Genomic DNA, 14,485 nt, shown 5'->3' on the forward strand with positions numbered 1-14,485 from the left:
ATCAGTCTCTATCGGTTATTCTTTAATCTCTCGATTATCTTACTCTTTATTCTTTTGCCCTAACATCTCTGTTAAAGCGGCTGTCAATTCAATATGTCTACGAACGTGTTTCAATTTTGTTTCGCTTATTTCTCAAAGCGGGTGCAAAAGTAGAAAACTTATTTCTAACTGGCAAATGTTTTTTGAAGTTTTTTTAAAGAAAATTTCTTTTCTTTTTACTTCTAAAATCTACCAATCTATCAATGAACTTTCCGTGTTTTGCGGGGTGCAAATGTAACATCCGTTTTCAAATCTCACAAGCTTTTTTTAATCTTTTTTTGAAAATAAATTTTCATCTTGATTTTGTTTGCTTGTCAGTATTTCAGTGAACGTCTATCGCTGTTGCGGGTGCAAAAGTAGCTAGTTTATTCAGTTAAACAATAGCTTTTCTTAACTATTTTTAATCTTTTTTATAAGTGACTGGTTGGATGGTTTTTACAAGGCGAAGTTTTTTTATGGTTTGGGTGGCTTTCTTGGGTTTTGCCTGTTTTGGGTGGTTTTAATGAGTTTTGCCACGAAGGCGCTAAGGCGCGAAGGTTTCTTTTTTTGTTGGCTTTGTTTTGAAAAAGTCTCAAAGTTGGGGGTTTTACTGTTTTTTTTTAATCGTGCAATCCCGATAGTTATCGGGAGCTAAGTCGCAAAGCTTATTCTTTTGGGGCGGTTTCTTTCTTCTTCTTACTAATGTTTCTTTTCAAAACTACTGCCCTAGCCCCGATGGGAGGGAAAATCCTTTTGTGGTGGGGTTCACCACAAAAGATTGGAAGGACAGCGGGAATAGCTCCTAATCTTTATTAAATTCCAAATCTCTAAAATTCCAAATTACAATCTTATGATGCTTCTACCTAAGCCTCGGGTTACTCAAGAGGAAAATTTGCTTCTCCTTTATATATATCTACAAAAATAAACCCGACGGCTTTTGAAAACTGTCGGGTTGTGGGAATGAAATCTTACCTTATATATAGGAGAGAAAAAAGTGTCCTTATATATTGTTTATACTATCGATTACTTCTTTTGTAATGTGGATGCTTTTGAGTTTGGCCTGATGATCGAAAATTGGACCTGTCGCCATTAGCTCGTCTACGCGTGCATAGTCAATGAACTTTTTAAGATCTGTTATTAGCTGTTCTTTGTTTCCTGTAAATGTACATGCGGTCATTTGATTGACGTGGAAGCGTTCTTCTTCGCTCATAATGTCATCTAGTGAATCTACAGGTGGTTGTAAACCTTTACGATCGCCACGAATTAAGTTCAGAAACATTTGATACAAACTTGTAGACAATCTTTCAGCTTCTTCGTTTGTGTCGGCTGCAATGATATTAACGCAGGCCATTGTTTTGGGTTTGTCTAAAAACTCTGAAGGCTGGAAGTTTTCGCGGTAGAACTCAAAAGCCTGTATCATTTGTCGTGGTGCAAAATGTCCGGCAAAGGCATAGGGTAATCCGTACGCAGCGGCAAGTGCGGCACTTTCTGTACTTGAACCCAGAATCCAGATGGGAACATTTGTGCCTTCGGCAGGAAAAGCGCGAACTTTTGCTGTGGCATTTTCGGCAGAAAAGTAATCCTGAAGTTTGGTTACGTTTTGAGGAAAGCGTTGTGCCTGCTCAAAAAAGTCTTTTCGGATGGCTTCGGCGGTTGGCTGATCTGTTCCCGGGGCTCTTCCTAATCCTAAATCGATTCGGTTTGGATAAAGTGTTTCTAAGGTTCCAAATTGCTCGGCTACTATTAAAGGAGAGTGATTTGGTAACATGATTCCGCCTGAACCTACTCGTATGTCTTTTGTTTGACTGGCGATATAACCAATTAAGACTACTGTAGCAGAACTGGCAACGTGTGCCATATTGTGATGTTCTGCCAACCAGAAACGCTTATAACCTAAGTTGTCTGCAAGTTGAGCTATTTCTTTTGTTTTTTGAAATGTTTCGCTTGCATTGCTATCTTGTGTAATGATAGCTAATTCTAATATTGAGATTGAAATTGGGTCTTTCATATATAATGTAGCTTTTATGCAAAATTAATTCATTTACAACAAAGCTTAAATTTTTTGATGTTAAGAGAATTGTAAAATTTATCAGTGTTAAATATTTTAATGACGTTATATACAATTTAAATATAGTCATTAATAGCTTAAAAATTAATTTTATACCAGAAGTAACAACTTTGTGATCTTAAAATTATTTTTTCGCAAGAATTTCCTATCGATCAAAAAAGTTGAATGATTTAAAACCTAAATTTGTACATCAAAAAATGAATTTCGATCCTAGCCTTTTCCTCAAATGACACATAAAATTTTAATTATAGACGACGAAGAAAAACTCAGAAGTCTGTTGGCACGTATTATAAAATCAGAAGGTTTTGAAGTTATCGAAGCCAAAGATTTAAAGTCAGGTTTTAAAAAACTCGAACAAACTGATATTGATGTTGTTTTATGTGATGTAAAATTACCTGACGGAAACGGCGTTGATTTCCTGCAAAACATTAAAGGAAGTTTTCCTTTGATTGAAGTTATTCTACTGACAGCTTTCGGAAATATTCCGGATGGTGTTCAGGCCATGAAAAATGGTGCTTTTGATTATATTGTAAAAGGCGATGATAACGACAAAATTATTCCGCTTTTATATAAAGCTGTCGAAAAAACACAATTACAGAAAAAGGTACAACAACTTGAAAAACGCATTGGCGATAAATATTCTTTTAATACCATTATAGGAAAATCTAAAGGAATTGAACAGGTTATTGATTTAGCCAAAAAAGTAGCCAAAACCGATTCGACTGTTTTATTGACAGGTGAAACCGGAACCGGAAAAGAAGTTTTTGCGCAAGCGATTCATGAAAACAGTAATCGCGTTGGCAAATCTTTTGTGGCCTTAAACTGCAGTACTTTCAGTAAGGAAATCTTAGAAAGTGAATTATTCGGACATAAACAAGGCGCTTTTACCGGGGCTTTAAAAGATAAAAAAGGTTTTATTGAAGAAGCCAACGGCGGAACTTTATTTCTGGATGAAATTGGAGAAATGCCAATTGAACTGCAGGCCAAATTATTACGCGTTCTGGAAACTAGCGAATACATACCAATTGGTGATACAACTCCAAAAAAATCAAATTTTAGATTAATTGCCGCTACAAACCGAGATTTAAAAACCGAAAGTGACGAACACCGTTTTCGTTCTGATTTATATTTTCGTTTGAATATTTTTGAAATAAAATTACCGCCTTTGCGAGAAAGAGTTAAAGATATTGCGCCTATAACAAATTATTTCGTCAAACAATTTTCTGAAAAAACGAACAAAAAAACATTAACCATTTCAGATGATTTTCTTCAAAAATTAGAAAACTATTCCTGGCCGGGAAATATCCGCGAACTTAAAAATGTGATTGAAAGATCTGTTATTTTAAATAACGGAGACACTTTAACTTCGGATGTTTTGCCTTATGAAATGCAGCATCAACCAGAAAAACCTACTAAATCAATGTCGGCTTTTTCAATGCAAAGCGTTGAAAAACTACATATTCAGAAAGTTTTGAATTATACGAAAGGGAATAAAGCAGAAACGGCTCGATTGCTTGAAATTGGGATTGCGACTTTGTATCGAAAATTGGAGGAATATAATATTCAATAATTAAATTCCAATATTTTTTAAATTCCAAATTCCAATTTGAAAGCTCCAGCGGAGCGATATATCTTGGTTGCTATATATATCACCCCGATGCTGTTCTAACAACGCATCTATGTTTTTCTATAAATATGGCGTTCCTCCGGAACTCAAATTTTAAAATTAAAATCCTTATCATTTCAATAAAAGCTTATCATTTTGATAGGCTTTTTTTATGTCTGATTTTTGGCATGAGACTACATTTCCTTTATTGACAACACTTTAGCACTATTCTTATTTTTTCGGAACATATTTTGGCATAAGGAGGAAGAACACAAAAATTCATTCTCATGAAAAATCAAGTCAATTCAATCTACAAACAAGCTGAACGTTTTGCCGACATCACCAAAAAATCTATCATTTCTGGTAATATCGTTCGTGCAAAAAAATGTCTGGCTCTTGCTGAACGCTTATTTATTAGCGGAAGTTTAGAAACTAAAAATGCGATTTCAAATGTCTACATTTTCTCGGTTTCTTCTTTTATGGAAGTACGTCACTGCAATATTTCTCATCTTTTTCCTCAAACGCTTAAAGCGGAATATATCAAACAAGTTAATACTTCGGGCGTATAAAAAGTTTAATCGGTTAACTGTTTAATTGGTTAATCGGTAAAAAATCTAAAGTCTACAATCTTAAATCTAAAATAATTATGATCACTTTTCTTTTACTCGCATTGGCCGTTGTGTTGTTTGCGATTTGTTTTAAATCAGTTGAATTTTTTGAAAAAATCTAAATCATGACTGCACTATTTATTGTTTCGATCGCCGTTTTTGGCTATTTGGTTTATGTATTAATCAAACCCGAAAAATTTTAATGATGTTAAAAGTTATAAGTGAGATGTTAGATGTTATACGTCGATCTCCTTTTTACAAATCACATCTGACATTTTACTAAAATTTAAAAAATTATGAACACAGAATTACTAGGCGTCATCAGTATCTTTATCGTTTCGATAGTTTTAGCCATTCCAATAGGAAAATATATCGCTAAAGTTTATTTGGGAGATAAAACATTGTTTGACCCCATTTTCAATCCAATTGAAAAATTTATTTTTAAAATCAGCGGTATCAATTCGGCTGAAGAAATGAACTGGAAACAGCACTTAAAAGCACTTTTAAGCATCAACATGATTTGGTTCTTTCTTTGCTTTTTTATCTTATTGTTTCAGGGATCTTTATTTTTAAATCCCGACAACAACCCGTCTATGAGTCCGGATTTGGCTTTTAATACCGCCATTTCATTTGTAGTAAACTGTAATTTACAGCATTACTCAGGCGAAAGTGGAGTTTCCTACCTATCACAAATGTTCTTAATGTTCCTGCAATTTGTTTCTGCCGGTGTTGGTATGGCTGCAGCTGCAATGATTTTCACTGCAATGAGAGAAAGAACTACAGATAAACTGGGAAATTTTTATAACTATTTCATCAAAAGCTGTACTCGTATTTTATTACCATTATCAGTTATTGTAGCTACCGTTTTAGCCTTTAGCGGTACACCAATGGATTTTGACAGTAAAGATTCAATAACAACTTTACAAGGTGATCATGTAGATGTTTCTCGCGGACCTGCTGCTGCCTTTATTGCGATCAAACACTTAGGTACAAATGGTGGTGGATTCTTTGGAGCCAACTCTGCACATCCATTAGAGAATCCTACATATTTTACTAATGCTGTTGAACTTTGGTCACAATTAATTATTCCGTTTGCTATGATTTTTGCTTTAGGTTTTTATCTAAAGAAAAAGAAATTATCCTATGTGATTTTTGGAGTCATGACGCTTGGATTCTTATTGCTGGTTATTCCAACAGTCGTTAGCGAAATGAATGGAAATCCGGCTATAGAAAAAATGGGAATCGCTCAAACAACGGGAGCTATGGAAGGAAAAGAGGTTCGGTTTGGGCCTGCGATTTCAGGTTTCTGGAGTATTGCCACAACCGTAATTTCTACAGGTTCTGTAAATAGTATGCATGATAGTTCGATGCCAGTTTCAGGTGCTATGGAATTGCTTGCTATGATGGTCAATGCGTTTTATGGCGGTTGTGGTGTTGGTATTTTAAACTTCTATATTTTTATTATTCTGGCTGTATTTATTTCCGGATTAATGGTGGGGCGAACACCTGAATTTTTAGGAAAGAAAATCGAAGCGCGGGAAGTTAAAATTGCTGCATTTATCGCAATCCTTCACCCTTTATTAATCTTATCAGGAACTGCTCTAGCTTCTTATTTTGCTGCACATGATACAGCAATGGGTTACTGGTTTAGCGGAAACGCAACGGGCTGGTTAAACAATCCCGGACATCACGGATTCTCAGAAATGTTATATGAATATACTTCTAGCGCTGCCAATAATGGTTCTGGTTTTGAAGGATTAGGAGATAATAATCCGTTTTGGAATATCACTACAGGAATTGTATTGCTTTTGAGCCGTTTCATTCCTATCGTTGGACCATTGGCAATTGCAGGATTATTGGCTAATAAAAAATACATTCCGGAAAGTGCAGGAACTCTAAAAACCGACACTTCTATTTTTGGAGTAATGGTTTTTGCTGTAATCGCTATTATTGCTGCCTTATCATTCTTCCCGGCGTTGGCGCTTGGTCCATTGGCAGAATATTTTACACTAAAATAAAAATGCAGCAAAATATTTTTAAACACATAAAACATAAACGCAAAATATTTCAAACATAGCCCGTGGTTTCAACCACGGGAAACGAATTGCGGGAACAAATATTCTGACATACGTTGCGTCCCAGCGGTTGAAACCGCTGGCTATGTTCTATAATCTATGTGTTTTTAGTGCATAACATTTAACAAATAACATTTAACTTTTTACAAGAAAATGACAACTAATAAATCCACATCATTGTTTGAAAGCAAACAGGTAAAAGAAGCCTTAGCGCAGTCTTTTGTGAAGCTGAATCCAAAATTGATGATCAAAAATCCGGTAATGTTTACCGTAGAAATAGGAACTGCCATTATGTTTGCTGTTTGTATTTCCATTTTAATGGGAGCAACAGATCAAGGTAGTTTTACTTATAATTTAATTGTGTTTTTAATTTTATTAGCAACGCTTTTGTTTGCCAATTTTGCCGAAGCCATTGCCGAAGCAAGAGGGAAAGCACAAGCCGACAGTTTAAGAAAAACACGGGAAGAAACTCCGGCCAGACAAATTTTACCAAACGGAGAAATCAAAAACATCAGTTCATCTGAATTGAAAAAAGGAGATGTTTTCGTTTGTGAAGCCGGTGATTTAATTGCAACCGATGGTGAAATTATCGAAGGTTTAGCTACTATAGACGAAAGTGCGATTACAGGAGAAAGTGCTCCTGTAATTCGGGAAGCCGGTGGAGATAAATCTTCCGTAACCGGAGGAACAAAAGTACTTTCTGATAAAATCAAAGTAATCGTAACCTCTGAACCTGGCGAAAGCTTTTTGGATAAAATGATTGCTTTGGTTGAAGGCGCAAGCCGTCAGAAAACGCCAAACGAAATTGCCTTAACCATTTTATTAGCCGCATTTACTTTAATCTTCGTGATTGTGTGCGTTACGCTAAAACCGTTTGCCGACTATGCAAATGCACCCATCACGATTGCGGCTTTTATTGCACTATTTGTTTGTTTGATTCCAACCACAATTGGTGGTTTACTTTCAGCAATTGGTATAGCAGGAATGGACAGAGCATTAAGAGCTAATGTGATTACAAAATCAGGAAAAGCAGTTGAAACTGCCGGAGATATTGATGTTTTGCTTTTGGATAAAACAGGAACAATTACGATTGGAAACAGAAAAGCAACTAATTTTTATCCTGCAAAAGGCGTATCTGAAGAAGATTTTATAAAATCTGCAGTGTTAAGTTCATTAGCAGATGACACTCCGGAAGGGAAAAGTATCGTGGAATTGGCTGGAGCCGAAACTGCCAATAAATTATCAATTGAAGGTGCTACTTTAATCAAATTTACCGCAGAAACCAGAACTTCCGGAGTTATTTTAAAAGACGGAACCAATATTAGAAAAGGGGCTCAGGATGCTGCAAAAAACATTGCAAAACAAGCCGGAAATTCTTTTCCTGAAGATACCGCTCAAAAAGTAATTGATATTTCTACAAACGGAGGAACACCACTAGTCGTAATCAAAAACGATCAGGTGCAGGGTGTTATCGAATTGCAGGATATCATTAAAACGGGAATGAAGGAACGTTTTGATCGTTTGAGAAAAATGGGTGTAAAAACAGTGATGGTTACCGGAGATAATCCATTAACCGCCAAATTTATCGCCGAAGCTGCAGGTGTTGATGATTTTATTGCCGAAGCGAAACCTGAGGATAAAATGAACTACATCAAAAACGAGCAAAACTTAGGTAAACTTGTAGCGATGATGGGTGACGGAACCAACGATGCCCCTGCCCTTGCGCAAGCCAATGTGGGTGTTGCTATGAACAGTGGAACTCAGGCTGCAAAAGAAGCCGGAAACATGGTCGATCTTGACAATGATCCAACTAAACTTATCGAGATTATCGAAATTGGGAAACAGCTTTTAATGACTCGCGGTACTTTAACTACTTTTTCTATTGCAAATGACGTTGCGAAATATTTTGCTATTGTTCCTGCTCTTTTTATTACTGCGATTCCTGCGCTTGAAGGATTGAATATCATGCGTTTGCATAGTCCTGAAAGTGCGATTTTATCAGCGGTAATTTTCAACGCCATTATCATTCCGATATTGATTCCGTTGGCATTGAGAGGTGTTGATTATAAACCAATCGGAGCAAGTGCAATCCTAAAAAGAAATCTGTTGATTTATGGTTTAGGCGGATTGATTGTCCCTTTTATCGGAATTAAATTAATTGATTTATTGGTAGCACTGTTTATGTAGCTACTAAGGCGCTAAGTTGCTAAGGTTCTAAGTTTTTTTGCTTAGTGCCTTAGATTCTTAACCGTTTACATCATCAAAAAAATCTTAGAAACTTAGAGACTTAGTCTCTTAGAAACTTTAAAACAATGAAAATATTCTCACTATTAAAATTAACACTGCTTACCGTAATTCTGTTTGCAGTTATTTACCCCCTTGCAATTTACGGAATTGCACAATTTGCTCCTAATCATGGGAAAGGAGAAACTATTTCGGTTAACGGAAAAGTGGTTGGTTACCAAAAAATTGGTCAGAAATTCGATAAGTCGAATTATTTCTGGGGAAGACCTTCGGCTGTAGATTATAATGCGGCCGGAAGTGCAGGAAGTAACAAAGGACCAAGCAATACTGAATATTTGGCTTTGGTTCAAAAAAGAATCGATACATTTTTAATCGTTCATCCTTACCTGAAAAAATCTGAAATTCCTGCTGATATGGTTACGGCTTCAGGAAGTGGATTAGATCCGAATATTTCTCCAGAAGGTGCTTTGATTCAGGTAAAACGTGTTGCTAAAGAAAGAAAATTAGCTGAAGATAAAGTGAAAGCTTTGGTTGAAGCTAAAATTAACACAGCTGTTATGGGACCTGAAACAGTTAATGTTTTGGAATTGAATATTGCACTTGATAGATTGAAGTAATACGTTTTAAACCCGACAGGTTTTTAAAACCTGTCGGGTTTGGTCACCGATAAAAATAGTACCTAACAGGTTTTGAAAACCTGTTAGGATAATGAACGCCCTTTTTTATCCCAAACTCCTAGCCCCGATAGTAGTGGAAATCCTTTTGTGTCCGCCGCGGCGGACACAAAAGATTGAAACGGATTGCTTCGCCAATTCGCACTTTCAGGCTCGGGTGCGGGATTAGCTCCTAAAAAATCTACTAATAAATAATTGAATACCACAAAAATGAAAAAAATAATACTTACAGCTTTAATCGCATTTGGTTTTAGCAATTTACACGCACAGGAAGAAACAAAAAGTCCATTTACGTTCTCGGGATACGTAGAAACTTATTATAGTTATGATTTTGGAAAACCGGATGATCATACACGCCCGGGCTTTTTTTACAATTATAATAAAAGTAATGAAGTTAACATTAATTTAGGTATGGCAAAAGTGAATTATCAAAAAGATAATATTCGTGGAAATTTTGCCTTAATGGCGGGAACTTATGCCGAATACAATATGGCGGCTGAACAAGGTTTGCTAAAAAATGTTTACGAGGCGAATGTAGGCGTGAAGATTTCGCAAAGCCATAATTTATGGATTGATGCAGGAATTATGCCGGCGCATATTGGTTTTGAAAGTGCGATTGGAAAAGATTGTCAGACTCTTACCCGAAGTATTCTGGCGGAAAACTCTCCTTATTACGAAACGGGAGTTAAAATTGGTTACACCTCTGAATCTGGAAAATGGTATTTGGCGGGAATGTATCTAAATGGTTGGCAGCGTATTGAAAAAGTAAAAGGTAATCAAACGCCTGCTCTTGGAACTCAGGTTACCTACAAACCATCGGACAAAGTGGTTTTGAACTGGAGTACTTATGTTGGAAATGAGCAACCAGATATAGACAAAAAATGGCGCTATTTTAATAACTTTTACGGGCAATTTAAAGTAACAGATAAAACAAATGTTACGGCTGGTTTTGATGTTGGATCACAACAAGCGGCTAAAAACAGTAACAAATATGATACTTGGTTTTCGCCAGTTTTGATTCTGCAATACAAACCAACGGATAAAATTCAGCTTGCAGCGCGTGGCGAATATTATAGTGACGAAAAAGGTGTTATTATCGCAACTGAAACGCCAAACGGTTTTAAAACTTACGGATTTTCAGCTAACTTTGATTACTTAGTTACTGATAATGTAATGTTTAGAATCGAAGCCAGAAATCTTTCTAGTAAAGATGAAATATTTACAAAAGACAATCTTCCAACGGACACAAATACGTTTGTAACGACTTCGCTGGCGATTTCTTTCTAGAAATTATTTTGCCACAGATTTCACAGATTAAAATGATTTTAAAAATCTTCATAATCCGTGAAATCCGTGGCTAAAAAAACAAAAAGAACTTAGTGCTCTAGCGCCTTCGTGGCAAAAAACATGAAAGAAGAAAAAGAAAATAACGCACAGCACTTTCTCGATTTAATTCAGAAATCACGAAAAGGAAAGTTTAAGGTCTACATTGGGATGAGTGCCGGTGTGGGGAAAACGTACCGTATGCTGCAGGAAGCACATTCGCTGTTGAAAAACGGAATTGATGTGAAAATTGGTTACATCGAAACACATATGCGAAAGGAAACGCATGAACTTTTATCTGGTTTGCCCGTTATTCCGCGGCGAACCATTTTCTATAAAGGAAAAGAGCTCGAAGAACTTGATGTGCAGGCGATTATCAACCTTAGACCTGAAGTGGTCATTGTAGATGAATTAGCTCACACGAATGTTGAAGGCAGCAAAAACGAAAAACGCTGGCAGGATGTTCTGGAAATTCTTGAGGCGGGAATCAATGTGATTTCGGCGGTGAATATTCAGCATATTGAGAGTCTGAATGAAGATGTAAAACGGATTACTAACGTTGACGTTCAGGAACGTATTCCGGATAATGTTTTGCGATTGGCAGATGAAGTGGTGAATATCGATTTGACAGCTGAAGATTTGATTGCGCGTTTGAAAGAAGGGAAAATTTATACGGCTGATAAAATTCAGACAGCTTTGACGAACTTCTTTAAATCTGATCAGATTTTACAATTGCGGGAATTGGCTTTGAAAGAAGTCGCTAGTCAGGTAGTTCGAAAAGTAGAAAATGAAGTGCCTCAGCTTAATGCTTTACGTCACGAAAAACTTTTGGCGTGCATAAGCAGTAATGACAAAACGGCTAAAATTGTAATTAGAAAAGCAGCACGTCTGGCGAGTTATTACAACGGTTCGTGGTATGTTTTGTATGTCGAAACGCCTAAAGAAAGCAGTACCAAAATAGCATTGGATAAACAACGGCATTTGATTAATAATTTTAAGCTGGCCGTGCAATTGGGCGCAGAAGTCATTAAATTAGAGAATAAAAATATTGCGGATGCTATTTTGATGGCGGTTGAAGAAAAACATATTACAACTGTTTGCATCGGAAAACCGCATTTGAATTTATTTAAAGTAATTTTGTCTACAACGATTTTCAGACGCTTATTAAATAGCTTGTCTTTATCGAATGTAGACCTTGTTATTTTGTCTTGAATTTTTCTAACCATAATAGTCGTTTTAAACCATATAAGTTATATAAGTTCATTTAAATTGGAAATCTGAAAAATTTAACCGCAAAGAACGCAAAGGTTTACGCTAAGTTCGCTAAAGTTTTTTAACCTTTCCTTAATTATGCATCCCCTTATATTATCTTATATAACTTATATGGTTCAAAAAAAAAGAAATTGTTTTAAACAAACATCATGAGAATTAAAACTAAATTGAATCTGGGAGTTGGATTGTTATTTTTAATGATAATCATACTTTCGTTAGTGAGTGGATATTCTGTTTTTTTGATAAAAGCAGACACGGAGAATATTCTGAAAGCGAATTATAATACGCTTGAATATTCCAGAAATATGATTTTGTCTTTGGATGAAACTAAAATGAATACGGATAATAAGCTTCAGACTTTTAAAGAATATCTTCAAAAACAAACGCAAAATGTTACCGAACCGGGAGAAAAAGAAGCCACAGCCAGTCTTGAAAAAAGCTTTGCACTTTTAGAAAAAAAAGGTTCGAATGAAACTATAAAAACGCAAATCAGACAGGATATTTTTGCAATCATGAAACTCAATCTCGATGCCATAAAAAAGAAAAGCGATATTGCCAAACATACCGCCGAAACTGCTAATTTATGGATTGCTATTGTGGGTACTTTATGTTTTTTGATTGCCTTTAATTTACTGGTGAATTTACCCAATAATATTGCCAACCCAATTAAAGAACTGACACAAAGTATTAAGGAAATTGCCAATAAAAATTATTCGGAGCGGGTGCATTTTACTAATCATAACGAATATGGAGATCTTGCCAAATCGTTTAATACAATGGCACAAAAACTTCAGGAATACAATAATAGCAATTTGTACAAATTATTCTTTGAAAAGAAACGATTGGAAACGCTGATCAATAATATGCACGATCCTATTATTGGGCTGGATAATGAGGGTATTATTTTGTTTGTGAATGATGAAGCTTTGAACATTATCGGAATGAAATCTGAGGATGTTATCGGGAAATCGGCTTCTACTCTAGCCTTGTCAAATGATTTGATTCGTTCTTTGATTTTGAAAGAATTAGCAACTGATTCTCAGAAAAGACAACCTATGAAAATTTTCGCTCACGGAAAAGAAAGTTATTTTGATAAAGAAACTATCAACATCACGATAACACCAACGGGCGAAGAAAAAGAAATCAATATTGGTGATGTGATTATTCTGCGAAATATTACTTTGTTTAAAGAACTTGATTTTGCTAAAACCAATTTTATTGCCACCGTTTCGCATGAATTAAAAACCCCTATTGCTTCTATAAAATTGAGTCTTCAATTGCTTCAAAACAATAAAACAGGCGATATGAACGACGATCAAAAACAATTGGTCGAAAGTATTAAAGATGATAGTCAGCGTTTATTGAAAATTACCGGAGAATTACTGAATTTATCACAATTGGAAACTGGAAATATTCAGCTGAATATCGAAAAAAGTAATCCGTATGCTATTGTAAATTATGCTGTTGAAGCGGTAAAAGTTCAGGCCGATCAGAAACAAATTAAATTGGTTATTGATGCCGATGAAAATCTTCAAAATGTAAAAGCCGACAGTGAAAAAACAGGCTGGGTTTTGATTAATTATCTTTCAAATGCGATTACGTATTCTTCTGAAAGAAGTACGATTGTTATTAAATTAAAAGAAGAAAATGATCAGATTGTTTTTCAGGTGATCGATACCGGAAAAGGAATTGACGCGCGATACAAAGACAAAGTTTTTGATAAATATTTTCAGATTCCGGGAAGTCAAAAATCAGGAACCGGATTAGGTCTAGCCATTAGCAAAGAATTTATAGAAGCGCAAAATGGAGTTATTGGTGTAGAAAGTAATTTAGGTTTGGGAAGTACGTTTTGGTTTTCGTTGAAAGTGTAAAAAAGAGCCGGAGGCTCGGCCAATATTGTAGGGCTGGATTTTAATCCAGTTTTTTCGCCACAGATTTCACAGATTAAAAGGATTTTTTTTTAGTTTACGTTGAAAGTGTAAAAAAGAGCCGGAGGCTCGACCAATATTGTAGGGCTGGATTTTAATCCAGTTTTTTCGCCACAGATTTCACAGATTAAAAGGATTTTTTTTTTAGTTTACGTTGAAGGTATAAAAAAGAGCCGGAGGCTCGACCAATGTTGTAGGGCTGGATTTTAATCCAGTTTTTTCGCCACAGATTTCACAGATTAAAAGGATTTTTTTTTAGTTTACGTTGAAGGTATAAAAAAGAGCCGGAGGCTCGGCCAATATTGTAGGGCTGGATTTTAATCCAGTTCCGCATAAAACAGGTCGTTCCTACGGAATTTTAAAAATTTATAAATCTAATTTTCAACGGATTAAAATCCGTTGCTACAATATAAATCATTCCTACGGAATTTTATGTAGTCCCTACGGGACATTTTTACTTGTTGTGATTATCTTTTTCTACCAACATTTAACTCCTAACGAAGTATATCTCAAAGAGATTATATGACATAAATATTTCTTTTTTTCTACCAATATTTAACTACTAACGGAGTAATATATCGGAGAGATTATATAGTGGTAGAAAAAATTTACACGCGATATGTTTGTCCGTAGGGACTACACATTTAATTGAAAATGATATTTTTATTT

The 14,485-nt window shown here is 35.5% G+C and carries 10 protein-coding genes; 9 read left to right on the forward strand and 1 reads right to left on the reverse strand.

The features are described 5' to 3' along the window. Positions 1-1,018: 1,018 nt before the first annotated feature. Positions 1,019-2,026, reverse strand: coding sequence for an LLM class flavin-dependent oxidoreductase (locus tag ACIDC4_RS16895; protein ID WP_412045668.1), 1,008 nt, complete (start codon positions 2,024-2,026; stop codon positions 1,019-1,021). Positions 2,027-2,312: 286 nt separating this feature from the next. Here ACIDC4_RS16895 and ACIDC4_RS16900 point away from each other — a divergent pair, with 286 nt between their 5' ends. From ACIDC4_RS16900 to ACIDC4_RS16940, 9 genes are all read left to right on the forward strand, one after another. After that, a complete protein-coding gene (locus ACIDC4_RS16900) occupies positions 2,313-3,656 on the forward strand; it encodes a sigma-54-dependent transcriptional regulator (protein WP_412045667.1) in 1,344 nt (447 codons plus the stop codon). 323 nt (positions 3,657-3,979) lie between these two features. After that, entirely contained in the window at positions 3,980-4,261 is a 282-nt protein-coding gene (locus tag ACIDC4_RS16905) for a DUF7674 family protein (protein WP_412045666.1), read from the forward strand. Positions 4,262-4,425: 164 nt separating this feature from the next. After that, positions 4,426-4,503 (forward strand): K(+)-transporting ATPase subunit F, encoded by a 78-nt coding sequence (gene kdpF, locus ACIDC4_RS16910; RefSeq protein ID WP_073075461.1) that lies wholly within the window; start codon positions 4,426-4,428, stop codon positions 4,501-4,503. Positions 4,504-4,596: 93 nt separating this feature from the next. After that, positions 4,597-6,318, forward strand: coding sequence for a potassium-transporting ATPase subunit KdpA (gene kdpA / locus ACIDC4_RS16915; protein ID WP_412045665.1), 1,722 nt, complete (start codon positions 4,597-4,599; stop codon positions 6,316-6,318). Between the two features lie 210 nt (positions 6,319-6,528). Beyond that, complete coding sequence (kdpB, locus tag ACIDC4_RS16920; RefSeq protein ID WP_412045664.1) at positions 6,529-8,562, forward strand: potassium-transporting ATPase subunit KdpB; 2,034 nt, start codon at positions 6,529-6,531, stop codon at positions 8,560-8,562. Positions 8,563-8,687: 125 nt separating this feature from the next. After that, positions 8,688-9,236: a K(+)-transporting ATPase subunit C gene (locus ACIDC4_RS16925; protein WP_412045663.1), complete on the forward strand. Its 549-nt coding sequence runs from the start codon at positions 8,688-8,690 to the stop codon at positions 9,234-9,236. Between the two features lie 267 nt (positions 9,237-9,503). After that, the gene (locus ACIDC4_RS16930; RefSeq protein ID WP_412045662.1) at positions 9,504-10,580 is read left to right on the forward strand and encodes a porin; all 1,077 of its coding nucleotides are present in this window, start codon (positions 9,504-9,506) and stop codon (positions 10,578-10,580) included. Positions 10,581-10,700: 120 nt separating this feature from the next. Continuing rightward, positions 10,701-11,828, forward strand: a complete 1,128-nt coding sequence (locus tag ACIDC4_RS16935) for a sensor protein KdpD (RefSeq protein WP_412045661.1) — start codon at positions 10,701-10,703, stop codon at positions 11,826-11,828. Between the two features lie 209 nt (positions 11,829-12,037). Then, positions 12,038-13,759, forward strand: a complete 1,722-nt coding sequence (locus tag ACIDC4_RS16940) for a sensor histidine kinase (RefSeq protein WP_412045660.1) — start codon at positions 12,038-12,040, stop codon at positions 13,757-13,759. Positions 13,760-14,485 lie beyond the last annotated feature (726 nt).

Source organism: Flavobacterium sp. C3NV (assembly GCF_046825355.2).
Classification (GTDB): Bacteria; Bacteroidota; Bacteroidia; order Flavobacteriales; family Flavobacteriaceae; genus Flavobacterium.